General features: G+C 55.1%; 15 protein-coding genes. 1 reads left to right on the forward strand and 14 read right to left on the reverse strand.

The window, feature by feature from the left end; genetic code table 11:
* Window positions 1-2: 2 nt before the first annotated feature.
* The 4 genes from GE107_RS25180 to GE107_RS25195 all read right to left on the reverse strand — a co-directional run bounded on the left by GE107_RS25180 (window position 3) and on the right by GE107_RS25195 (window position 7979).
* Entirely contained in the window at window positions 3-1832 is a 1830-nt protein-coding gene (locus GE107_RS25180) for a cache domain-containing sensor histidine kinase (protein ID WP_219644388.1), read from the reverse strand.
* Window positions 1833-3191: 1359 nt separating this feature from the next.
* Window positions 3192-5384 carry an alpha-galactosidase gene (locus tag GE107_RS25185; protein WP_219644389.1) on the reverse strand — a complete coding sequence of 731 codons (2193 nt, stop codon included), beginning with the start codon at window positions 5382-5384 and terminating at the stop codon, window positions 3192-3194.
* A 16-nt stretch (window positions 5385-5400) separates the two neighbouring features.
* The gene (locus GE107_RS25190) at window positions 5401-6441 is read right to left on the reverse strand and encodes a LacI family DNA-binding transcriptional regulator (protein WP_219644391.1); all 1041 of its coding nucleotides are present in this window, start codon (window positions 6439-6441) and stop codon (window positions 5401-5403) included.
* Between the two features lie 185 nt (window positions 6442-6626).
* Window positions 6627-7979 (reverse strand): ABC transporter substrate-binding protein, encoded by a 1353-nt coding sequence (locus GE107_RS25195; RefSeq protein WP_219644393.1) that lies wholly within the window; start codon window positions 7977-7979, stop codon window positions 6627-6629.
* Window positions 7980-8131: 152 nt separating this feature from the next.
* Here GE107_RS25195 and GE107_RS25200 point away from each other — a divergent pair, with 152 nt between their 5' ends.
* The gene (locus GE107_RS25200; protein ID WP_219644395.1) at window positions 8132-9949 is read left to right on the forward strand and encodes a sensor histidine kinase; all 1818 of its coding nucleotides are present in this window, start codon (window positions 8132-8134) and stop codon (window positions 9947-9949) included.
* Between the two features lie 19 nt (window positions 9950-9968).
* Here the strand turns inward: GE107_RS25200 and GE107_RS25205 are convergent, their stop codons facing one another.
* From GE107_RS25205 to GE107_RS25245, 10 genes are all read right to left on the reverse strand, one after another.
* On the reverse strand, window positions 9969-10514 hold the full coding sequence (locus GE107_RS25205; RefSeq protein ID WP_219644396.1) for a cysteine hydrolase family protein: 546 nt from the start codon (window positions 10512-10514) through the stop codon (window positions 9969-9971).
* Between the two features lie 83 nt (window positions 10515-10597).
* Window positions 10598-12277, reverse strand: a complete 1680-nt coding sequence (locus tag GE107_RS27340) for a GGDEF domain-containing protein (RefSeq protein WP_219644397.1) — start codon at window positions 12275-12277, stop codon at window positions 10598-10600.
* A gap of 40 nt (window positions 12278-12317) precedes the next feature.
* The gene (locus GE107_RS25215) at window positions 12318-13424 is read right to left on the reverse strand and encodes a GGDEF domain-containing protein (RefSeq protein WP_219644400.1); all 1107 of its coding nucleotides are present in this window, start codon (window positions 13422-13424) and stop codon (window positions 12318-12320) included.
* Window positions 13425-13457: 33 nt separating this feature from the next.
* Window positions 13458-14891, reverse strand: a complete 1434-nt coding sequence (locus tag GE107_RS25220; protein WP_370636537.1) for a putative bifunctional diguanylate cyclase/phosphodiesterase — start codon at window positions 14889-14891, stop codon at window positions 13458-13460.
* A gap of 11 nt (window positions 14892-14902) precedes the next feature.
* Window positions 14903-15589, reverse strand: a complete 687-nt coding sequence (locus GE107_RS26865; RefSeq protein WP_255570862.1) for a hypothetical protein — start codon at window positions 15587-15589, stop codon at window positions 14903-14905.
* Window positions 15590-15836: 247 nt separating this feature from the next.
* Window positions 15837-18065 (reverse strand): bifunctional diguanylate cyclase/phosphodiesterase, encoded by a 2229-nt coding sequence (locus tag GE107_RS25225; RefSeq protein ID WP_219644404.1) that lies wholly within the window; start codon window positions 18063-18065, stop codon window positions 15837-15839.
* 55 nt (window positions 18066-18120) lie between these two features.
* Window positions 18121-18444: a helix-turn-helix domain-containing protein gene (locus GE107_RS25230; RefSeq protein ID WP_304517923.1), complete on the reverse strand. Its 324-nt coding sequence runs from the start codon at window positions 18442-18444 to the stop codon at window positions 18121-18123.
* Between the two features lie 60 nt (window positions 18445-18504).
* Window positions 18505-18864: a response regulator gene (locus GE107_RS25235; protein WP_219644406.1), complete on the reverse strand. Its 360-nt coding sequence runs from the start codon at window positions 18862-18864 to the stop codon at window positions 18505-18507.
* Between the two features lie 290 nt (window positions 18865-19154).
* Complete coding sequence (locus GE107_RS25240) at window positions 19155-21569, reverse strand: putative bifunctional diguanylate cyclase/phosphodiesterase (RefSeq protein WP_219644408.1); 2415 nt, start codon at window positions 21567-21569, stop codon at window positions 19155-19157.
* A 26-nt stretch (window positions 21570-21595) separates the two neighbouring features.
* Window positions 21596-24529 carry a sensor domain-containing protein gene (locus GE107_RS25245; protein WP_219644410.1) on the reverse strand — a complete coding sequence of 978 codons (2934 nt, stop codon included), beginning with the start codon at window positions 24527-24529 and terminating at the stop codon, window positions 21596-21598.
* Window positions 24530-24594 lie beyond the last annotated feature (65 nt).

A 24594-nucleotide genomic window follows, 5' to 3' on the forward strand; every position in this document is an offset into this window, starting at 1 on the left:
GTTTAAGCCCCCTTGCCCGGCGCCGCTTTCTGCGATTCCGGGTCTTTTTCCAGCCATGGCAGAAGCAGCGTGATTCTCGTGCCGTCTCCTACGCTGCTTGCGATCGTCATGCCGTACGCAGGTCCGTAGTTTAATTGGATCCGGCGGTGCACGTTGCGGAGTCCGATGCCGTTAAACGTCTCGCCGCTCGTCTCCCGCCCGAGGAGTTCCGCTTCTCCCTCGAAGCCTTTGCCGTTGTCCTCCACCGCGAATTCGACCGCGCCCTCCTCGGTCAGGCGCCCTTCGATGCGGATGGCGCCTTTGCGGTTCAAGCCGTGAAAGCCGTGGACGATCGAATTTTCGACCAGGGGCTGAAGCAGCAGCCGGAGCATGTAGGCCCCGCGGATCCGGCCGTCGATCTCCATCCGGATTTCGAAACGGTCCCCGTACCTCATTTTCATGATCGTGACATAGTGCTCCAGCAGCTGCAGTTCCTCGTCCACGGTCGTATGGCTTCCGCCGCGGTTAAACGCGGACGAGACCAGGTACATGAGCGCCTCCGTCATTTTCTGGATGTTGACGGACTTGGACATCATCGCCATGATCTTCATGGCGTTGAGCGTATTGACGAGAAAATGCGGATTGATCTGCGATTGCAGCGCCGTAATCTCCGCGCGGGAACGCTGAGCCTCCTTCTCCTCGCGTTCCCGGATCAATTCCTCGATCCTCGCCGTCATCTCGTTGAAGCTGGAACCGAGGACGAACACCTCCGCAGGGCCCGAAGCTTCGATCCGCACTTCCTGGAAGTTGCCGGTCTTGAGCCGGTTCATCTGCCGGACGAGCGATTTGATCGGCCCCGCGATGCTGCGGACGAGGAAGAAGGAGACGATCAGGAACACGATCAGGCCCAGCGTCGAAACCAGCATCGTCCGGTTGTATACCTGCCGGACGTCCGACAGCATCTCTTCGTATGGGATGACGTGAACGTATTTCCAGTCGGTGTTCTCCGACGTCAAGTAGAGGACGAAAGACCGTTTGCCCCCGTCTTTGACGACGTAGCTGCCCCTCGGCCCGCGAAGCGCCTCCCGAACCGCGGGCACTTGGCCGACCCCGCCTCGGATCATCCCGTCATCGCTGGCGGTAATCACGGAGCCGTCCTTCGACAATACGAGGAAATATCCGGGCTCCGGCACCTTCGTTCGCAGCAGCTGCTGGAACACGCTCCCCCGGAAAATGAAATACGCGTTCTCCACGGAGTAGAACGACGAAGCGAACCGGGGCGCAACGGAAACGGTGATGTCCATTCGCCCGGGCGTTCCCGTCCCGAGGTTCGACCCGGCGCCGAACAAATGCACCTTGTTCACGTTCGCGGCCGACCGCTTGAACCATTCGGAATTCCGCAGGTCCTCTTCGCGGAGCCCCAGAAACTGCTTGTATTCGTAGACGCCGCCGCCCCGGAAGAAGAACAGCGCCGCCGCGATGTCCGAGGTGTAATGGAAATAGTTGCTGAGCTGGTGATCCAGCTCGACGCTCGCTTCGTAGCTCGCTTGAGGGTTCCCGGTCTCGCTGGCGTGCAGCTTGGTGGCGGTCGCGAACACTTTCTCGTCGTTGGCGATGGTGGCGATCGTATGAACGATTCGGCTGGCTTCGGAATCGAGCGAGTAGGAGACCTGCTCAAGCGTCTGCATCGCCCTCGTCGTCACGTTGTCGTACAGCACGGCGTTAAACGAGCGGACGGCGAACCAGGTGACGAAAAGGATGGGTAAGATGAGCATGAGGAAGAAGGAGACGTACAAAATCGTGGCGATGTGCCACCGCCTGGCACCGAGCAGCCGGTTTCGGATGAATCGCAAACGCATGCACCTCTTTTATGAAGAACGATTGGCAGCAATCCGCCGGCCGAAAGTCAGCTCTAGAAACCGCTTGCAGGGGCAGTTTGGTCAGAATATTGTACCATATCGACGAATTTCGCCAAGGGGGAGGGAGAGGAGAACCGCCGCTTCCTCGTACCCGCGACTTATTAGATTAGCGAGTGGTCACGCGAACGGTCGGAATAGCGTCGGAGAGACGCTAATCAGCGAGTGGTCACGCGAATCGGTCGGAATAGCGGCGGAGAGACGCTAATCAGCGAGTGGTCATGCGAATCGGTCGGAATAGCGGCGGAGAGACGCTAATTAGCGAGTGGTCATGCGAATCGGTCGGAATAGTGGCGGAGAGACGCTAATCAGCGAGTGGTCATGCGAGTCGGTCGGAATAGCGGCGGAGAGACGCTAATCAGCGAGTGGTCATGCGAATCGGTCGGAATAGCGGCGGAGAGACGCTAATCAGTGAGTGGTCATGCGAGTCGGTCGGAATAGTGGCGGAGAGACGCTAATCAGCGAGTGGTCATGCGAATCGGTCGGAATAGCGGCGGAGAGACGCTAATCAGCGAGTGGTCATGCGAGTCGGTCGGAATAGTGGCGGAGAGACGCTAATCAGCGAGTAGTCATGCGAATCGGTCGGAATAGCGGCGGAGAGACACTAATCAGCGAGTGGTCATGCGAATCGGTCGGAATAGCGGCGGAGAGACGCTAATCAGCGAGTGGTCATGCGAGTCGGTCGGAATAGTGGCGGAGAGACGCTAATCAGCGAGTGGTCATGCGAGTCGGTCGGAATAGTGGCGGAGAGACGCTAATCAGCGAGTGGTCATGCGAGTCGGTCGGAATAGTGGCGGAGAGACGCTAATCAGACCTATTGAACGGTGCACCGATAAATAAGACAGCTCGCCAGTGCCGGCCAACGCTATTCTCCTCCGTTAAAGCACCTTTCGGATGCGATAAGCTCGCGGGAGGAGCTTATCGTGCGGAAACGGGGGGGCCGAGGATGCGATAAGCTCGCGGGAAGAGCTTATCGTGCGGGTACCTTTCCAGGGTAAGGACAAACCCCGCTCCCGCGCCTTCGCTTGGGCTGCGCCCTCAAGCAGAACGAATTCAAACATATTTATCCTAAACACTATCATGACAAGCAAAGCCTCGGCCGGTGGCCGAGGCGCTTACTCCGATATTGGTGGCACTTTATTCCTCAACTCCGCCGCTCTCCCGCCATTTCAGCGGAATTAAGGCACTTTATTCCTCAACTCCGCCGCTCTCCCGCCATTTCAGCGGAATTAAGGCACTTTGTACCTCAACTCCGCCGCTCTCCCGCCATTTCGGCAGAATGACGTCATTTCGATACTATTCCGCCTTCAACTTCAACACGAGGCTGGCGAAGTCGCCGTGCAGTTGCGGGACGTTGAACCCGAAGTTCATGAGCCGGTCGCCCGCGAACTTGCCCTCCACCCCGTCGATCACGTAACCGAGGGCGGGATCCAGCCCCCGAAGCTTGAACCGCTTGAGCGGCGGATTCGGTTCGGCCAGCGTGCGGAAGTAGAACGCGACGGCTTCGCGGCGGTCCTCCGACACGAACATCCACGCCGTCTCGTTGCCTTCGAACGGGCTCCGGAGGCGGTACAAGTCCCCCGTTTGGATCAGCCCGCGCAGCTCCTTGTAGGCAGCGACCTGCCGTTTGACGACCGCTTTCTCCGCCTCGTCGAACTTGGTCAAATCCAGCTCGTATCCGAAGTTCCCCGACATCGCGACGTCGCCCCGGATTTCCAGCGACGTCCGCCGCCCGACCTGATGGTTCGGCACGTCGGACACGTGGGCGCCCATGGAGCTGACCGGATAGACCATGCTCGTTCCGTATTGGATTTTCAGGCGCTCGATCGCGTCGGTATCGTCGCTCGTCCACGTCTGGGGCATGTAGTACAGCAAGCCCGGGTCGAAACGGCCGCCTCCGCCGGAGCAGCTCTCGAACAGGATGTGCGGATAAGCGGAGGTGATCCGCCCGAGCAGCTCGTACAGCCCCAGCATATACCGGTGGGCCGTCTCGGTTTGGCGGTCCTCCGGCAGCAAGGCGGAGCCGATTTCCGACATGTTGCGGTTCATGTCCCATTTGACGTACGAGATGGGACAGGTCGAGAAAATATCGCTCAGGGCGCCGTACAAGTAGTCCCGAACGTCCTGCCGCGACAGGTCGAGGATGAGCTGACGACGCGCCGGCGTCCTTCTCCGTCCGGGTACATGCAGGCACCAGTCCGGATGGGCGCGGTACAGGTCGCTGTCCGGCGATACCATTTCCGGCTCGAACCACAGCCCGAACTGCAAGCCGGCAGCGTTCACCCTTTCCGCCAGATCCCGCAATCCGTTCGGCAGCTTCTTGCGGTCGACGACCCAGTCTCCCAGGGAGCTGTGGTCGTTGTCGCGTTTGCCGAACCAGCCGTCGTCCAGCACGAACAGCTCGATGCCGAGCTCCGCTCCCGCTTTGGCGATAGACTCGATTTTGTCGGCGTTGAAATTGAAATAGGTCGCTTCCCAGTTGTTGACGAGAATCGGGCGGGGCTTGTCCCGGTGGGTTCCCCTGCACAGCCGCGTCCGGTACAACCGATGATACGTCCGCGACATGCCGCCCAAGCCTTCCGGCGAGTAGACGAGCACCGCTTCGGGAGTCTGGAACGTCTCTCCCGCCGAGAGCTTCCACGAGAAGTCGAACGGGTTCAGCCCGATCGACACCCGCGTCATGTCGAACTGGTCGACTTCCGCCTGGGCCATGAAATTACCGCTGTACACGAGACTGAATCCGTAAGCGTCGCCCTGGTCCTCATCCGCATTCGGGCGCACCAGCGCCAGGAAAGGATTCATGTTGTGGCTGCTGGCGCCCCTGCGGCTCTCGATCCTTGTCCCGCCCGGCGCGACCGGCCTCCTCTGCACGTGCCGCTCGCGCGTCCAAGCTCCCGCCAGATAGAGACAATCGTAATCCCGGTCGTGGAAATCGACGCTGGCGCTCAAAGCGCGCAGCACCCGGATTTCCGAAGCTTCCCGTTCAAGCTGCAAACGGACGGATCGGGTTACGACGTTCATGCGAGCAAACACGGTATAGCTGAGCGTAACCGTGAGACCGCTGTAATCGTCCCCGAGCGTCAGCTCGAGCGTGTCCGCTTCCGAGTCCGATTCCGCGTACACCGCCGGAAGACCTTGCAGCTTAGGCTTGCCTGCGTATATCCGGTGGTCGCGGTATTGCAGCTCCGTAATCCGGGTTCCGTCCGCCAGCTGGACCTGGTAGGCCGGCTCGCGGAAATCGCTCGTTCCGTACTGCGGATACTCCTGCGGAAGGGTGTCCAGCGAAATCGAATAATCGTCCTCCACCGGATTCGGACTGAACGAGGCGCGCTCCACGCGCGGAAGCATCCCACTCCAATCCATGCCGTCGCGCAGACGTTTGCCCCAATGGAGATGGACGGGATAGCCGCGGACGATTTGGATGGCGTAGCTCATTTCGTCCGAGTGCAGGTGGAAGATGTTCTCGGTTGGGTGGTGGGTGATGGGCATGTTGTTTTTCCTCCGTTTACTTGTTTATGGCGGCGCCGCAGCTTTCCCTGACGACCAGCTTCGTGCCGATGACGACGCGCTGCGGAACCTCGCGGCCCTCAAACCGGTCCATCAGCAAGCCGACCGCGGCCCTGCCGACTTCTTCGGGATAGACCTTGACCGTCGTCAGGGGAGGCTCCACGAATGCCGAAACTTCAATGTCATTGAATCCGATGACCGCCATTCCTTCCGGAACCTTAACGCCGCGTTCGCGAAGCGCCCGCAAGGCGCCGATGGCCATCGGGTCGCTGCTGACGAAGCAAGCCGTCGGCCGATCCGGCAATGCCAGAAGACGCAGCATCGCCTCGTACCCTCCCGACGATCTCCAATCGCCGGTCGCAACGAACTCGGGATGGTACAACTCGCGTTCGCGCAAAAAACGTTCGAAATGGACGCGCCGGTCATCGTGGATCCTGCGTCCTTCGGACAGTCCCGGATCGAGAACGAATTCTTTCTCGCATCCGTCGATCAGGCCGATTTTAACGTGCCCGAGGCCGAGCAGATGGGATAGCGCATCCTCCATGGCTTGGCGGAAATCCAACTTAACGGAATCGCAACGACCGGAATCCCCCAGCTGGTTGACCAGGACGAGAGGTGTGCCGGGGGGCATTCTGGCTTCCAAATCCTCCGTATCGAAAGTACCGACCGCGATCAGCCCGTCCAATGCGGCAAAGTCGATTTCATCCTGCTGATCCCGGCGAAACCATCGAGGCTGGCCCAAGCCCAGCTCGCCGATTCTTCTGACGATCCCCCGACGGATGTAGGCGAAGTAAGGATCTTCCTCCTCACCGTCCAGCGAGACCGCCGTAAGAACGGCGAACATTCTCTCCGCCGCGTTGCGGCCGCGGTCGTAAGGGAGGATCCGATGCTTAGGCTTATAGCGCAGCTGCTCGGCCGCCCGATAGATGCGTTCCCGCGTTTCGACGCTGACGGACAGCTTCGGGTCGCGGTTGAGCACCCGGGAGACGGTGGCGATTGATACGCCGGACATCCGGGCGATATCTTTAATCGTTGCCATAAAACCCCACATTTTTAGTAAAATATTTAGTTCATGTTTTACTCCATTATTATAACTTTATCGCCGGGTGCAGGCAACGGGGGAAACTCGACCGCTGACGAAACAAAAAAATCCCTTGCGGGATTTATAAGGTGTACTCGGCCGTCAAAATCATGCTGCCGTTGCGCGTACCGGCGTGCAGCTCCTTAGTCATCCTGCACCGATAACTCTTTCCGTATGGCTGCATCCGCCTTTTCTTTAATGGCTCTTACCGTATCGTCCAATGAACGTTGACCCCTAAGATACAGATCGCCTTCCGATAAAATAATATTGCTGTACTCCGTTGCTGCGGACCCGATGTTTTTTTCCTGAATAAAACCTAAATTGTTATCAAAAAATGCTTTTGATAAATCGTTCACGGTAACGCTGCCTCCGGAAGCGACCGCGATTTCCTTCAGCGCCTTTCTTTGGACGGCCCGATCGGTCAGAGCGGGGATATTTCCGCTCATCAATGCCGCGTTCTCGGCTCTGAATTTCACATATTCCAAAGCTTCCTTGGGATGAGCCGAATTCTTGTTCACGGCGTAGGTGTAAGTTACGCCGAAATTGTTCGTTCCCTTGCCATCCGTGGGAATTTGGGTGATGCCCCACTCCCAATCTTTCGGGAAATCAGCATCATTCGTTAGAATGGAAGTATACCAGGTTCCAATCAGATGCATCCCGTATTTTCCGGACATAAACCCGTCCCATGTCAATTTTTGCGTCTTGAACTCCTTCCAACTGGGTTGAATTTTATACACATTCCCTAAATCACCGAAAAATTTCAAGCTTTCCATGAACAGCGGATCGTCGTAATTCGAGGTTCCATCCGCCTTGTAAGCGGAAACGTTATGTTGTTTGGCCAGCATGAATAAATAAATATCGTAATCCAACATATACGATCCATAGATTCCTTTGGCAGGATCGGTCAGTTTTTTTGCCGTTTCAATATATTGTTCCCATGTCCATTCCGACGGCGGATAGGGAACTCCCGCGTCATCAAATATTTTTTTGTTATAAAATACGGCCCAAGTAGACACTTGTTCAGGCAATGCGTAAATGATGCCGTCATACTTCGTTAAATAGGGGCCGAACCTTTGATCCGCGTCGTAGTGTTCCGTTTTCATCAAACCGTTTAATGGCAGCAAATAATTTTTCTTCACATATTTGTCGAGGATTAAAGGTTGAATCAATGGAATGACGTCAACCGTACCGCCGGCAGCAAGATCCAAATCGACTTTCTTGTACATATCATTACCGGCTCCGGGAACCATTTCCGACTCGACTTGGATTCCTGTCCGGGCTGTAAACGCCTCATTTACTTTCTTGTAAAACTCTTTAGATGAAAAATCGGTACCCAAGTACACTTTGATGGTGACTTGCGGTTTAGCTTCGCCGGTGGTGACAAGGGGTTCCGAAGACCTTTCCGGCTCCTTGGCGAAATTGCAAGCGGTTGCAAAAAGAAACAGCACCGCAATGGAAATCAAGATTATGAATCCGAATTTCGTTTTCCTTCCCATCTCGAATCCTCCAAAAACCCTGGTCTCTTACGATTGTCTTCTCATTTACACGAATGTCGAATCATGCCATACTTTAGACGTCGGCTTGCGCGCACGAATATAAGGAGGAATCTGCGATTACTTTCAGATTCGGCGTTCGGGAAAAACTGTTTTTGATCAATTCCGTGCTGGGACTGCTGCTTATCGTCAGTTCTTTTTCCTTTTTTTACTACTATATATCGGGACGTTTGGAGAAGCAAGCCATTGATAACTTGGAGGAATTAACGCTAAAGATATCGAATCAAGTCGCCTTGGTCTATAGCCAGTTGAATCATACGTCATTTCAAATCAGCCAAACTTCCGAATTACAATATATTATGCTAAAAGCCGGCCAATCCAAGGAAAACAAGAACTTCTTCGCACTCCATACCGATGCTGAACGAATGGTTCAGAATTACTTATCGATCTACAAAAATCCCGGTCTGAATCTGTCAAGAATCAGTATCTATAACGATCGCGGCGACTATGTGAGTTTGGGAGAGCTCTGGGAGAATACGGATTCCATCCGTTCTTATTTGCTAAGCGATTCATTCAAAGCTTCATATCTTCATTTCACCGAAGACGATACCATTCACTTCGCCGGTCCCCATATTGATCCCTATTACCCCGAGGGAAAACAACGGATGGTCTCCTTTTATCGCGTATTTCACAATGAGGTTGAAACCCTCGGCCTGATCGAATTTCAGCAGAACGTTTCGAAATTCGAAGAAACCTTGGGCGTACCCTATGCAGGAAATACCGAGGTGTTCTTATTTGATCCGGAAGGTCGGCCTGTATTCACGACGCAATCCGGGCAGGCGAATCCGAATGTAACGTTTCATCAATTGCTTGGAACCGAGCTCTCCGACACATCTGCCGATATAAATCCCGAAACCATCATCAAATCCGATCTTATTTATTCCTTCATACGATATCCTTCAAACCCCTGGACGGTTGTCCTTGCCGTTCCCAAGTCCGATTTTCTTTCATCCATCAAATTGGTAGGCAGACTGATCGTCATCGTAAGCATCGCCTTCATCATTCTTAGTTTTATCATGAATTACGTCATCGCCAAACAATTTACAAAAAAAATCCGCAGAACGGTCAACATGATCAGGCAGGTTCGATTGGGGAATCTCACGATACCGCTCGATCATGCGGATGATGAAATGGTACAAATCCATAATGCCTTCAATAGCATCATCGATCGTCTTAAGACTTCCATCGAAGCTGAGGCGGACGCGCGTTCACGTGAAACCAAGGCGCGGCTATACACGCTGGAATCGCAAGTCAATCCGCACTTCCTGTATAATGTGCTTGCGGTCATTGGATCCGTCGGAGAGGAAGCCGGCGCGGATAAAGTAGCCGAATTATGCGAAAAGCTAGGCTCGATGTTCAGGTATACGTTGCAAAATCCGGACAAAGAAGTGACGATTCGCGATGAAATGATGTACGCGCAGCTCTATCTGGAACTGATGAAGGTCCGGTACGAGGATCACTTGCAATATCAGGTGGAAATAGATGAAGCCTCGCTTTTGTATAAGGTGCCTCGCCTCATCATCCAGCCTTTAATCGAAAATTGTTTTCATCATGCTTTTCAAACTTGCAATCCTCCATGGGAAATCCACGTCACCATTCGGCAAACTCCCGAGTACGGCTGGTTGCTCGAAGTAAAGGATCGGGGGGTTGGGTTCAATCCGAAGGTGATTGCCAAACTCCAACGTTTAGATGGCCTCCATGACGATTCGGACGGCGATCATAAAAGTTTACAAGAAGAATCGTCCGGAAATCATGGCGGCGTAGGTCTTATCAACACGATAAAACGATTGAAGCTGACTTATGGCGGTTTGTTTTCTTATGAAATTGCACCGAACCGTCCGAAGGGATCCATCGTTCGGATCGGAGTGAGGAAGGCAACCGAGGATCATCTGCAATATCCTTCCGCGACTTGAAGCGGTACTCCCTCTCCGATCAAACGACCTCGGCGCCCAAGCAGTTGCGATAATGGCGCAGCGCCCATTCGTGGCCTGCCGGGTCGAAGCTGGCGACCGCTTTCTCGTGCACGACGATCTTATAGTTCCGATGATAGGCATCCACGGCGGTGTGAAGAACGCAAATGTCGGTGCAGACGCCGACGAGGTGGATTTCGGAGATGCCGCGTTCCCGCAGCTTCAAGTCCAAATCCGTGCCCGTGAAAGCGGAGTACCGCGTCTTGTCCATGTAGCGGACGTTCGGCAACCGCCGGATGCTTTCGTACAGTACGCCGAGTTCCCCGTACAGGTCTCGACCCTCCGTTCCGCGAATATTGTGCGGCGGAAACAGTTTCGTTTCCGGATGGAACCGGTCGTCTTTGTCGTGTACGTCAACCGCGAACACAACGTAATCGCCCGCTTCCGCGAATTCCTTCGTCAAACGCGCGATTTCCCGTTCGATCGCCTGTCCCGGCGCCCCGCACGTCAACGCCCCGTCCGACGCGATGAAATCGCGGGTATAGTCGATGTTGATCAATGCTCGCATGTCGCTTTTCCCCCATTCTGGCGATGACCTTCTATGCCTCCACTCCGACCCTCTTGAATCCTATCCTCGAACTTTTCACTTGTTCAACCGACAACCCGGTTTCTTCCCGCGCGCTTGGCCTGGTACAAGTTGTTGTCTGCCAGCGTCAATAAGCGGGAACGGCTTAGTCCATCGGAGAAGGTACTGATTCCCATGCTGGCCGTAACTTTCAATGTCCCGGTAATGGGACACCAGTCCATGGAACGAATCGTATGGCAGAGCTCTTCCGCATAGGCCAATGCCTGTTTGGAATCGTATCCGGGAAGCACGATAAGGAATTCCTCTCCGCCTATGCGGGCGGCTGCTTTGGGCTCTTCGGCGGCGGCTTCAAGGATTTTGGCGACATGGATCAGCACCGTATCGCCGATCTCGTGGGACAGCGTATCGTTGATTTGCTTGAAATGATCGAGATCCAGCAAGACGATCGAGAGGGGGGCGCCGGAAACGACGGAGAGCCGGATCCATTCATCGACCTGCATGTCTATGTAACGCCTGTTGTACAGGCCGGTTAAGGGGTCTCGGAAAGCCAAATTCCGGTAATACTCGCTGGCGCGTTTGGCCTCTTCCGTTTCAAAGACGGCCTGCAGAACTTTGGCCCGGGCTTCGCGTTCTTTGGAGCGCAGCTTTTCCGATTCGGCATGGAATCTGCGGAATTCCTCATAAGCTTCGCGGTAACGTCCGGATGCGGCATAGAGCTCGGCTTGCTCCTCCATGATATTGACCTGGTAACCCGCGAAGCCGTGCTCCTCGCAAAGCCTCAGCGCTTCGTCCAGCGTTGCTTGCGATCGGCCGTACGCTCCTTGAAGCCGTTGAGCCATCGCAGCGGTGATGAAACATTCGGGCAGCATTTCGAACTCATTTACAAGACGGTCCAGCTGACGATCGATAACAGCCTGCAGCGTACGCTCCGATTCCTCATAACGTCCACGGAGGATTTCAACCCTCGCAATCGTATCCAGAATGCGGGGATTGAGCGGCAGTCCGTGCTTTTGCCCAAACTCACGGAGCCGTTCGATGATCCCGGTTGCTTCTTCCGTATTCCCCATTTCATACTGCGCATAGGCCATATTGTTTAACGTAATCAAGGCAATTTGCAACTGATTCGTTTCGAGCGCGATGTCAAGAGTCTCTTGAAAACTTCGATTGGCCTCTTCATATTCCCTGCTTCGAGCAAGAATACACCCCATCAGCAGAAGGTGATTTCCCCGAATCTGGGGCCGCGCATCGTTGGGCAGAAGCTGGCAGGAATGCAGCGCATGCTCCAGCGCCCTTGGCAAATCTCCGAGACACTGGAAAAAAACGGACAGATGCCGGTGCGCGCGAGCCGAAATGTATGCATGGGGATGAGATTCGGCCCATCCGCTGATTTTCTGGAGAATGCGTCCTCCTTCCGCTAGTAGTCCTTTCCGAATCATGATTTCGGCATGGATTAACTGGGCGCGCATTTCCAGTTCCTCGACACCCAGCATCGAGGCAATCTCTACTGCTTTCAAGGCAAAGGTAATGGCGGATTCAATATGAGGACGAGTTGTAAATTCTAGGACATCCAGCGCCATGGCAAACGTCTCCGGGGTGTAGCATTCGACCCGATCGTCCTTCCGGGACAGATTCGAATTCTCGTCCCACAGGTGGAAGCAGTACACGCATGCTTCTATCGATCCGAAATCAGGATGCCATACCAGCTTGCCTTGGCATCTGTTGCATTGCATTTGGATAAGTTTCACAGGAAAACCTCCCACACCTGCCGATTCAGGTATTCCCTCTCTAGGGTCCGAATACGTTCATCCGAGCCGTGCCAGATGCCGATACGGCCTTGTTTCTCCCCGTCCTCTTCGCTTCGTACAATGCGGCATCGGCGGCAGCCAACAAGTTCTCGCCGGCAATATCCGGGTAACTTGCCGTCCCGATAGAGGTCGTGATCGGGATGCTTTGCCCGTCCGGCAACCGAAAATGGAATCTTCGTACTTCGGCGCAAATCGCATCTGCAACCGTTAAAGCGTGGCTGCGGGGACAATTTTCCAAGATAACGGCATACTCTTCTCCGCCTTTCCGAAATACGGATTGAGGAGACCCCGTGCAATCGGCCAACACCGCCGCGAACTGCTTCAATATTTCGTCGCCGGCTGCGTGCCCGTAAGTATCGTTGACCATCTTGAAATCATCGATGTCGACCATCAGGACGGAAAGAGCGGAATGCCTGACATTCGCTTGCCGGACAGCTTCATTATAGCTTACGTCAAAGGATCGAACATTGGGCAATCCGGTCAGATGGTCTTTCGTTGCTTCCGTTTCGTATTTCAGGAAAAGCGCCTTCGTCCGGTCCAAGTAGTAAATGACGTAGGCGATCAGAACTCCGCTTGCGAGGTATATCGGGACGAATGCAAAGATTACCGGCCGGCTGTTCTCCCGGAGCAGCCAATAAACGTTGATCGCCGGCAATGCCGCTGAATAGAGCAGGAGGCAAGCCCATGCCTTGCGGTAATCCTTTACGATATGTACGATGATGCCGCAGCCGATCGCGTTTACCACGATGGAGATGGAACTCGAGACCGCGGCATCGGTAAGCGCGCCGAACAAAGTCAGCCTTGCGGCGGCAATGATAAGGCTTGCCAATACGGCTGCCGGAAGTCCCTCGAACAGGGAAGCGCAAACGATGGCGAGCGAACGCAAATCCATCATCATGGAAGGGGTAACCCGGATGCTCAGCAGTATCTGGCAGATGCCGATCAAGCCGAACACGACGCCGATCGCCCACTTCCGCTTGGCGCTGCCTGAAGTGCGCAGCAGCGGTTGGCTGGAGATCTGCGTTACGATAAAGATCATGGTGGACAGTAAGGCAAAATTGGAAATCAAATCTCTTGCCAATAGCATGAAATCACAACTCTCTTGATTATTTCCCGCCGTTTAGCCGAGTCTCTTCGCCTCCCTGCCCTTGGCGCTGCCCAGCCAACCTTCCGCCTGGTCCGGGGGCACCGGCGGACTGAAATAGAACCCCTGTATTTCGTCGCATCTTCGCTTCTTCAAAAACTCGAGCTGATCCGCGGTTTCCACCCCTTCGCAAATGACTTTCAGCCCCAAATGATGGGAGAGCGAAATGAGGGACTCCACGATCGCCGCGTTATCCGGATTGTTCGTCACGTCTTTGACGAACCCCTTGTCGATCTTGAGCACGTCGAGCGGAAAGCTGCGCAAGTAGCCGAAGCTGGAATATCCCGTACCGAAATCGTCGAGTGCGATGCTCAGCCTGCTTTTCTTCAATTGATGCATCGTATGGTTCGACAATTCGGGCGTCTGCATCACGCAGCTCTCCGTCAGCTCCAGCTCCAGCCACTTCGGATCGATTTCGTATTCCGCGAGGATGCCGCGAATCCTCGTGACCAGATCCTTCTTTTGAAATTGGCGGCTCGAAAGGTTCACGGATACGGGAATCGGCTCCAAGCCTGCTGCCATCCATGCCTGAAGCTGCCTGCAAGCTTCTCTCAGCACCCATTCGCCGAGAGGAACGATCAGCCCCGTATCCTCGGCCGCCGGAATGAACAGACTCGGGGGGACCATGCCCTTCGTCGGGTGTTTCCAGCGGATCAGCGCTTCCATGCCGGCGACGCTTCCGCTTCGAGTCTCCACCTTGGGCTGATAATAGAGCAGGAATTCGCCGCGTTCGATCGCCTTGCGCAAATCGTTTTCAAGCGACAACCTCTTCAACAGCTTCTCGTTCATATCCTCCGTATAGATATGAAAATCAATCCCTCGCTCTTTGGCGTAGTACATGGCCGTATCCGCATTCCGGATCAGCGTATCGGCGTCCTTGCCTCCGCTTGGATACAGGCTTGCCCCAATGCTCGGCTTGGCGAACAGCTCGTATTCGTCTACGAGGACCGGATCCTCGAGCACGGACAGGATCGATTCCGCTTTGATCCTTACGTCTTCCCAGCCCCGAACGTTCTTCATGAGGATCATGAATTCATCTCCCCCGGGCCGTGCGAGCAGCTCGTCCCCGCTCAGCCCCGCCTTCAACCGCTCGGCCAGCTCGAGCAGCAAGCGGTCGCCGACTTGATGCCCGAGACTGTCGTTCACGGTCTTGAACCGGTCCATATCCAGATACAATACGGCAGCCGAATGCGCGCGTTCCGGCAAATCGGAAATCGCCGCCGTCAGCCGCTCGCGGAACAAGAAACGGTTTGGAAGTCCGGTCATGGAATCGTGAAAGGCCAAATTCCGCAACTCTTCCTGATGGCGGTTGCTCTGTCGCCGGAGGATGAAGTAAGCAAATGCCGCCAATATCGAATACAAAAACAACAGGACGGCGAAGATGCTCCCGCTCATGCCGATGCGGGCCATTGCGACATTTCTCAGAAACAGCCGGCCGTCGTAATCGATTCCAAGGACGCCGTGAAGCTCCCCTTTAGCATCGTAAATCGGGACAAAAGCGCTGATCGTGATTCCCCACGGGTCTTCGGAGACCTCGGACTGAAACGTCTCTCGCCCCCGGAACGCTTCCTCCAGCTCCGGAATCCGTTCCGCGTATACTTCCCCGATCGGAACCCTCGCCTCCACATCGCCGGAAATCCGGCCGTCGCGGTTATAATCCGTTTCGGGTCCCAGGATAAAGACGTTCCGACCGTCTCCAGCTTGCGAAGCGTATAGAAAGAAATTACCTGCGGATCGAGCTTCATCCAGCGAAGCATTTCCTCCAGTAACCGCAAATAGACCGGATCGTCAGACGGGGTGTCCAGCCGGATGCCCGCGTATCCGTTCTCGGACAATTCGTAGGCCAGAATCGGCGCCATGCTCGTCAACATGACTTTCGTTCGCTTGTATTCCCTATTTTCCGACAATTGAACGAGAAACCATCCGCATAGCATAATAACGATCGTTATCGCTGCCACGATAAGCATAACCGGCCTGAGCCGCCGGATGTCGACCGACGGCAGCCACGATTTGCGCACGAACCGCATCAATCCCGCCAACGCAAGCATGACGAACGCCGTAAAGAGGATATAATCCATGCCGCCTTTCACAATTGAGTGAAGGGTCACCCTCTCTCCCCCTTTCTTGTTCATTCCTGGGCGCCAACGAAGGGAAAATGGCTCCGTCGCCTGTCTTAAATCTTCCGCTAACCGAGATAACGAAGCAGCGGAGGATTCGGTTCGTTGCATGGCGGGCAATTGTTCTTCCGTCGCAGCCGCAACGTTCTGCGTGCCTCCGGCCATTTCCCGGGCTATCGCTTCTTTCTTCCGCGCGGCTTAGGAATTGTTCCTGAGCCTCAGCTCCGGGTAAGTCTCGTCATGGGCTGCCCCTTCGGGGGTTTAGGCTGAAGAATTGCATGTCACGAATCAGCTGCTCCTCCATTGACTTTGCGGACAGAGGCTTGCTATAGAGATAACCCTGTGCATGCCGGCAACCGTTTTGAAGCAGAAAGTCGTGCTGATGCCTCGTTTCAACCCCTTCCCCGATGACATCGAGCCCCAAGCTGGAAGCCAAAGAAATGATCATTCGGGTAATCGATTCGTCTTTCCTATCGCTCTGAAGATCGCGGATGAACGTCTGGTCAATCTTGAGAGCATTGACTTCAAACCTCTTCAAGTAATTTAACGAAGAATAACCGGTACCAAAGTCATCGACGGCTACATAGACGCCCATTTCATTCAACCGATGCAGGGTTTGGATGATCCGCTCTTCATGATCCATGAGCGCGCTTTCGGTAATTTCGATTTCCAGAAACCTGGGATGAAGGTCCGTCTCCATCAAAATCTCCTTCACCTTCGAAACGAACGACTCTTGCCTGAACTGCTGCGCGGACACGTTCACGGCGACGCGCAATGGCGGGTAACCCCGATCCTGCCATGCTTTATTTTGTCTGCATGCTTCCCGCATGACCCATTCACCCAGCGTAACGATAAATCCGGACTCTTCGGCCAGCGATATGAATTCGGACGGCGAAATCAGCCCTCTGACCGGGTGATTCCAGCGAATGAGCGCCTCCACGCTGTGAACTTCACCGCTGCACAATTCGATTCGCGGCTGGTAGTGAAGGAAGAACTGTTTTTCGAGTAGAGCGTTATGAAATTGAGTACGCAGCACGAATCTGTCGTACACGGCATCATTCCAGGAAGGATGGTAAAGCTTCACTTTATTTCTCCCCCCCGATTTGGCCTGGTACATGGCCGTATCGGCATGCTTCATCAATTCGCCGGCCGTTAAACCGTGATCCGGATACAAGCATACGCCGATGCTAAGGCCGATTCGGCACTCGTGCCCTCTGATCGAGAAGGGCTGATCGAAGCAATCCTTGATTTTCCCGGCCGCTTGAAAAGCCTCTGCCTCCGTAGCAATGTCTTGCACCAGCATCGCAAATTCGTCTCCCCCGATGCGGGAAAGAATTTGATTTTCCGACAAGCAGCCGTTCATCCGGCCAGCCGCTTCGACAAGAAGCTGGTCCCCGGCATCGTGACCGAGCGAATCGTTCACCCACTTGAACTGATCGAGATCGATGTACAGCAGAGCGGCCCTTCCGTTAATCGGATGCTTGTTGTCCAGAAATTGCTGAAATTTGTCGGTAAAATAACTCCGATTGTACAATCCGGTGAGGGAGTCGTAATACGCCAGCTTCCGGATTTTCCGTTCGTTTTCTTTCCGTTCGATCGCAAGCGAAGTCAGATGGGTGAAGGATTCGATCGTTTCGGGCTCATATTCTCCAGGCTCCCCCCTGGTTTGGGAATAGAGCGCAAACACGGCAACCACTTCATGGTCAACCGACAAAATCGGATAGACATAACAAGACTTCAATCCGAACGCCATGACTGCCTGATTGAAAGCGGAATGTTCCCATGCGGCTTCGCGGCTCACGTCGGGAACGATGACCGGCTTTTTGGAGAATACTGCTTGTACGCTAGGATTATTTAATTGACGGAAAGGCCTGTTTACCATCGCATCCTGATAGATGTCGGGGAAACCGGGCGAAGCCCCGTTCACGAACACTTGCCTTTCCTGATCCACGAGGAGAATCGAACAAGCGCGCCCCGATAGTTGGGTGTTCGTGAGTTCCGCGATTTTCCATAGAATTTCCGATAACGGTTTACCAAGCGCAATCAGACTTAACACTTCGTTCTGCGTCCTCATGATTTCCACCGGCAGCTTCCGGTTCGTGACGTCGATCGATATTCCGTGAATGGATTTCATTCGTCCGTACGCGTCCGTTTCCGGTCTGACTTGCGTCTGAATCCACCGCAGTTCTCCGGTTTGCGGGTGAATGATCCGGTATTCGACCGTCTGTTGAGTCCCGCCGTAGATTTTCTCAGCCGTCATCATCGAGTCGTGCGGATGTACGATGTGGACAAAGCTGCTGAGCTGGAACGCGTCCTCCTGTGAAATCCCGAAAACTCTTCCGCAGCCCTCCGAAATATATAACAACCGTCTTGTCTCATAATCACGGGCCCAGAGAACGATGTCCAGACGGCTGATCGTTTCATGCAACAGGCGGCTGTCTTGGGGAAAGTTCATGCCGGTTTCCATGGAAATTCTCCTTTGCACCTTCCGCTTGGCGAACGTTTACTCGCTTGGAATCGCGCTATCTCTCCAGTCCGTGATGCTGAAACAGGTCTCGGTTCAAATTGATGAAGAGCAAGGAAAAAAGCTTGCGTATGGAACTGGTACCCACTTTTTTCATCATGTTGGAGATGTGGATTTTGACCGTTTTCTCGCTGATCACGCATCGATCGGCGATTTCACGGTTCGTGCATCCATTAATCATGATCAAGGCAAGAATTTCGGACTCGCGCTTCGTGAGCCGGTATTTCACCGAAAACCGATTCATTGCGTGCTCCAGATGCGTGATCGGCAAGCTCCCGGACATTTCTTCACCCCGCTTCCCGGCAAACAACAAACTTCCCATCCTCAACACCCCTCATATCCTTCGAATTTGAGCGCCTTTCGGCAACGCCTTCCATCCCGTTTATCCCAAAACCCTCTTCACCGCTTCGAGCACCCTTTCCGGTTGGAACGGCTTTACGACAAAATCCCTTGCTCCCGCCTGAATGGCTTGGACGACCATTCCTTGCTGTCCCATCGCGGAACACATGATGATCTTCGCGTTCGGGAACTCTTGCTTGATTTGTCGGACAGCCTCGATACCTTCCATGATCGGCATCGTGATATCCATCGTCACCAGGTCGGGATTCAATTTGCGGTATTGCTCAACCGCTTCCACGCCGTTTTCCGCTTCGCCGACCACCTCGTGCCCGCCTTTGGAGAGCATATCCTTCAGCGTCATTCTCATGAACGCAGCGTCGTCAACCACTAATATTTTCGCCATTTGTCCGGTCCATCCTTCTCTTGAGGTTATCGTTCAACGGTTCCTCTTCTGTTTCCATCGACTTCATACAACCATTGCCCCGCTTCTTCCAAGCTGCCGAAAAATCCGGACGCGATCGAAATCCCCCCGTCGGATACCGTTACCGAATGGCAGAACGGTTAGGCCTCTTCCGATTCCGCGAATGGATGTCCGCTTCCATATAGACCAACATCAGAACGGGAACAAAAATGAACAATAAGGGCAGGATCAGGCCGCTCACCCGGACACGCTCCCCTTCCTCTGGATGGTTATCACGCCGTGTGGTCTCCCTTAGCCGAAGTCTGATCAGCTGCTGCAAACGCTTGACGCGCGGCCAGCCATTCGTTCAAGGCCTCGGCGGGCATCGGGGCTCCGAACAAATAACCTTGAACCTGGTGGCACCGGAACCGTTTGAGCAGCCGAAGCTGCTCCTCCGTCTCCACCCCTTCCGCGAGGACCTCCATCTCCAGGCGGCGGGACAAGTTCATGATCATGCGGACGACCGCCGCATCCTTGCGGTCCTTCCCGATATCCCGGATGAGCGATTTGTCGAGCTTCACCGTCCGGAACGGAAGCCGGTTCAGCATGGCGAGCGAGGAGTAGCCGGTTCCGAAATCGTCGATGGCGAGCGAAACGCCAAGCCGCTTCATTTCATGAATGACGGCGAGCGCCTGGTCCAGTTGTTCGATCGCGGCGCTTTCCGTAATTTCCAGACACAGATTGCCTGCCGGGAAATCGTATGCGGAGAGGATTTCCTTCAGACGGCCTACCAGATCCGGATCGCGGAACTGTCTGGCCGACAGATTGACGGACAGCTTCAGGTCTGCATGTCCCGCTTCCATCCACCGCTTGCCTTGTTTGACAGCCGCGCGGAGAACCCATTCTCCGATCGGGACGATCGCTCCCGTCTCTTCGGCGACCGGAATGAAATCGGCCGGCGAAACCGCGCCCAGGTGCGGAGAAAACCAGCGCAGCAGCGCTTCGGCCCCGACAATCCGGCCTGTCCGCACATCGACTTGCGGTTGATAATGCAGCGTGAATTCTTGCTCCTCCAGCGCGCTTCGCAGCCCGTTGACCAGCACAAGCGCTTTTTGCGCGGTCTCCCGCTGTTCCGGCCTATACTTCCGGTACTGATCCCGGCCTTCCCGCTTGGAGCGGTACATGGCCGTATCTGCGTTGCGGATCAGCGTTTCGGCGTCGGTTCCGTCCCTGGGCGCGATGCTGATGCCGATGCTAGCCGTGACCTGGAGCGATTGATCCATGAGGTCGTAAGGGTGTCTCAGCTTGTTGATCAAATCCAGCGACAACGCGTCGGCCTCGTATTCCGTCTGGATATCGGGAAGCAGCACGCCGAACTCGTCTCCACCCAAGCGGGCGACGCAGCCGTACTTCGGCACCGCCTTCTGCAGCCGCTCCGCCGCCTTCAGCAGCAATTCGTCGCCCGCAAAGTGGCCGAGCGTATCGTTGATCCACTTGAACTGGTCCAGATCGATGAGAAGCACGGCATGATAGCCGGGCCGACCGAGCATCTGCGTCAGTTTTTCATAGAATTGTCTCCGGTTGGCCAGTCTGGTGAGCGGATCGTGATAGGCCAGCAGAGTCAATTTTTGTTCATATTCCTTCCGGGAGGTGATGTCCTTGACGATGACGAAGGAACCGATTTGACCTTCCGTTTCGAAGAAATGCACTTGGGCGTCGATATCGTAAGAGCGGTTCTGCCTGTTGACGAAACGAAGATCCATGTGCAAGGGCACGCTGCCCGTTCTTGCCCGCTGGATCTGCCCGCCTTGCGGCAAGCTGCCTTCCAAATGCACAAATTCCGTGTAAGAAGCGCCCTGCCAGCTCCCGTCGTTCTTATCCTCGATGCCGATCATTCGCAAGAAAGCCGGGTTCGCGTCCACGAAACGCCAAGCTTCGTCAAAAATGACAATGCCGTCTTCGGTTTCCCGGAACAACAGCTTGTACCTCTTTTCCGGCGCAGACAGGAAATCGTAATGAACCATGGCATATCGAATCGCCCCGCAGAAGAACAGATTTCCGTAGGAAGTGATCAAATCGATCTGAAGATAGTCGTTTTGCCAGAATGCCCGCGCCCCATAAAGCTGCCAGAGTGCGACCCAGAGCATCAAGGCGATGGTCGTGTTGATGAAGAGGAAAACTCTCGCCCTCTCCTGGGACAACCAAGGGGTGATCTTCAGCCTTCGGCTGGCGGACCCCAGGTGAAAGAAAAATAAAACAAACGAATAAGCGACGGAGACGAGCAGAAGAAGGACAAGCGCTTCGCTGCGCTCCACCGTTCTCCAGACCGCACCCTGATGAACCTCGACGTAGAACCAGGGCCGTCCGAACGCCAGGGCGCCGATTCCTGCAATCTGCAGTAGCGCGCCGATATGGAACCAGACGGGCCGGACCGATGAACGGGTCATTTTCTGAATAAAGTAAATGCCTGCGGTCATATTCAGCAATCCGGAGCCGGTTTTGACGTAAAGATGCATGTCCGGGGCATACTCGATCGGCAAGGTCTGCACGAGAATGTCGCCCAGAAAGAAGACGGCGTTGGTGAGCAACATCGCCGCCGAGTAGCGATAAAGCGCGCTGCCGGTATTCCTCCGGTATATTTCCGCCGCTCCGGCAATGAGTATCAGGAACGGAGTATAAAAGAAGACCAGCAGCAGCAAAACTTTCATTCTCAGTCAACTCCAATACGCATGGTTTACCAAACGATACGATAAGTGCAACTGGATCCGTTCCGTTTGCGGCAGCCGTTGACGTCGTGAACGATGCGGACCTGCGAAGCGGGCTCTTTGAATTTGCCGGCCATCGCCTCGATAATGCCGAGATCGAAGTCGCAAGGGTATGGATTATCGCATACCATGACGCCCGAGCGGTCCGAGGTTGCGGCGAACAGGTAATGGCCGATTTGTCCGGTTTGCACGCCCCGATGGTTCATGTAGTATGCCTTGTCGATGGAGGCGAGCGCGCCTACGAGATTGCCGATGTCCGGCGGGAATACCGCGGTTTCCGGAATTTCCCGACCAATCCGGTGGAGCGCTTCCGTTCCCAATTGTTCCGAAATGCCCCCCAATACCGCCAAAAAATCCGGGAGCGGATACCATCCGTTCGGCTCGGGCCGGCCAAATCCGCCTTCTTCCAGGAATCGAAGCACCACGGGCCGGTACCTCCCGGCGCCGTTTAGAAAAGACATTACGGCTCCTCCGCAAATCTCGATTCCCCGGTACCTCTGATATCTGAATTCCGCCTTCGTTTCATGCCTGCTCAACCGTTCACTGAAGCGATCGGCGGACATCGGCCGTCCGAGCAAATAGCCTTGCGCCGCATGGCAACCGAATCGCCTCAGCAGCTCCATCTGCCATTCCGTCTCCACGCCTTCGGCCAACACTTTCATCCCCTTGTTGCCGGACAATTTCACGATCGTTTGAATGATATCGACGTCATTGAGGTTTCTCTCAATGTTGCGGATCAGCGACTTGTCGATCTTGATCGTGTGAAACGGAAATTGACTGAGCATCCCTATGGACGAGTAGCCGATTCCGAAATCGTCGAGCGCCAGCGTTACGCCAAGCCCGACGATTTCCCGGCAAATATGGAGAGACTGCTCCATGTCCTCTATCGCCGAAGTTTCCGTAAGCTCAAGGCAGAGATTGCAGGAAGGAAATTGCTCCTCTTCTAGAATCTCCGCCAGTCGCCCCGCAAACTGCCGATCCTTCAGTTGGCGGGCGGAAACGTTAACCGAAACTACCAGACCGGCATGACCCGCTTCCATCCACCGTTTGCCCTGCCGGATGGCGGAACGAAGCACCCAGTCGCCGATCGGGACGATCGTGCCGTTCTCCTCCGCGGCGGGAATGAATTCGCCCGGAGATACCGCCCCCCATTCGGCCGAATGCCAGCGGATCAGCGCTTCCGCTCCGATCGTCCGACCGGTTTGCAGATCGAATTGCGGCTGATACTGAAGGGTGAACTCTTCCCGCTCCAGCGCGGTTCGAAGCCCGTTCACCAGCATGAGCGACCGTTGGGATTCGGCTATCAGCTCGGGCCTGAATGTCCCGTATCCGTCGCGTCCCGCTTTCTTCGCGCTGTACATCGCGGAGTCGGCATTGCGCATCAGTTCTTCCGCATCCCGTCCGTCCTTCGGCGCCAGGCTCAGGCCGACGCTGGCTGTAACCTGAAAGGTGCGGCCGCTGACGGGGAAAGGATTCCGCAGCGCCGCCACCACCTCCCTCGCAAGCCCCTCCGCCTCGCATTCCGAGGACAGATTCGGAATCAGCACCGCGAATTCGTCGCCGCCGAGCCGGGCTAATATCGCCTCCGCCGGGACGGCTTCCTTCAGCCGCTCCGCGACCGAACGCAGCAGCTCGTCTCCAGCGTGGTGGCCCAGCGTGTCGTTGATCCACTTGAACTGATCCAGGTCGATCAGCAGGACGGCAAGGCGTTCCTCTGTCCTGCGAAGCCGTTCCAGCTCTCCGGCCAGATTCTCGTAGAACCATCTCCGGTTGCCAAGATGGGTAAGCGGATCGTGATAGGCGAGAAAGGCCAGGTTTTGTTCATAGGCCGTTTGCCCGGTCACATCCTGGATGATGGCGAATGCCAGCATTTGCCCTTCCATTTCGAAGTAGTCGATGGATTTCTCAACGATAAAGCGCTCGTCGAGACGGTTGACCATCACCCCCTTCAGCTGCAGCGACCGTTTCTCCCGGAAGCCCTGACTCATTAGGCTTATATTGTCTCCTCCGTCGTCAAAAGCGGCGAAATCCGCTATCCTCTTCTTCTTCCAGCTGCTGCAATCGCTCGGATTCGCAACTCCCAACAACCGCAAATAAGCGGGATTGGCATCCAGCAGCTCGCCTTGATCGTTGAAAATCGAAACGCCGATCGGAGATTTCCCGAACAGAATCTCGTACCGCCTGCCGGTCGAGGACAAGAAACCGTAATGGAGCATCGCATACCGCATGGCCCAACAGATGATCAGGACCGGGTAAACGGAGAGAACCTCGTACGACAGGTATGGATGATCCGGACCCAGCGGCTTGAGAATGAATTGGCAAACCGCGGTTAGCGCCAAGGCGATCGCGTTCGCCGCAAGGAAGAACCGCACGCGCCTCCTCTGCCCGACAAGCCAGGGCTCGGATTTCAGTTTTCGAAGAGCTTGGCTCATCCGGATGAAATAAAGGACGACGGAGTAAAGCGTGAAGAACAGCAAGAGAACGTCTAATCCATCGCTTTTCACTTCGGTTCGCCATACCGGTCCGGGAAACACCGATATCCCGAACCGGGGCGATCCCGAATACAGAAAGCCGAGTCCCGTCGCCGGGAGCAGCGACAGGAGATGAAGAACCGCGGGCCGGACCCGGGATCGGGTGAACAAGTGCACGAAATAAAGGCTGGCCGTCAAGGATACAAGGATAGCGGTATAGGTGAAATATCGCCCGAAGAGCGGCGCAAGCTCCATCGGCAGCGTTTGTTCAAGGAATAATCCCATAATCATGCAGCTGAAGGCAAAAACGGTTAGCGCCGTCCAGCGGTTCAGAGCGCTGCCGGGGTTGCGCGAATAAATCTCCGCCGTCATCCAGAAGAGGAATAAGGCCGGGACAAGCAGCATGATATGGGGCAGCAGCTGGACGTTCATCCGGGTCACCTCGCTTTCGACCGTCCATAGATTAGACCTAGTGTACTGCTCTGAATTCCTTCAGA

This window comes from Cohnella sp. CFH 77786 (assembly GCF_019400745.1).
Taxonomy (GTDB): Bacteria; Bacillota; Bacilli; order Paenibacillales; family Paenibacillaceae; genus Cohnella.

Bases quoted from the DNA above. Each gene is read 5' to 3' on its own strand.
- GE107_RS25190 (WP_219644391.1), bottom strand. From the start codon at position 6,441: ATGGCAACGATTAAAGATATCGCCCGGATGTCCGGCGTATCAATCGCC.
- GE107_RS25220 (WP_370636537.1), bottom strand. From the start codon at position 14,891: ATGGCCCGCATCGGCATGAGCGGGAGCATCTTCGCCGTCCTGTTGTTT.
- GE107_RS25240 (WP_219644408.1), bottom strand. From the start codon at position 21,569: ATGAAAGTTTTGCTGCTGCTGGTCTTCTTTTATACTCCGTTCCTGATA.
- GE107_RS25185 (WP_219644389.1), bottom strand. From the start codon at position 5,384: ATGCCCATCACCCACCACCCAACCGAGAACATCTTCCACCTGCACTCG.
- GE107_RS25205 (WP_219644396.1), bottom strand. From the start codon at position 10,514: ATGCGAGCATTGATCAACATCGACTATACCCGCGATTTCATCGCGTCG.
- GE107_RS25215 (WP_219644400.1), bottom strand. From the start codon at position 13,424: ATGCTATTGGCAAGAGATTTGATTTCCAATTTTGCCTTACTGTCCACC.
- GE107_RS25235 (WP_219644406.1), bottom strand. From the start codon at position 18,864: ATGGCGAAAATATTAGTGGTTGACGACGCTGCGTTCATGAGAATGACG.
- GE107_RS25245 (WP_219644410.1), bottom strand. From the start codon at position 24,529: ATGAACGTCCAGCTGCTGCCCCATATCATGCTGCTTGTCCCGGCCTTA.
- GE107_RS25195 (WP_219644393.1), bottom strand. From the start codon at position 7,979: ATGGGAAGGAAAACGAAATTCGGATTCATAATCTTGATTTCCATTGCG.
- GE107_RS25230 (WP_304517923.1), bottom strand. From the start codon at position 18,444: ATGGGAAGTTTGTTGTTTGCCGGGAAGCGGGGTGAAGAAATGTCCGGG.
- GE107_RS25225 (WP_219644404.1), bottom strand. From the start codon at position 18,065: ATGGAAACCGGCATGAACTTTCCCCAAGACAGCCGCCTGTTGCATGAA.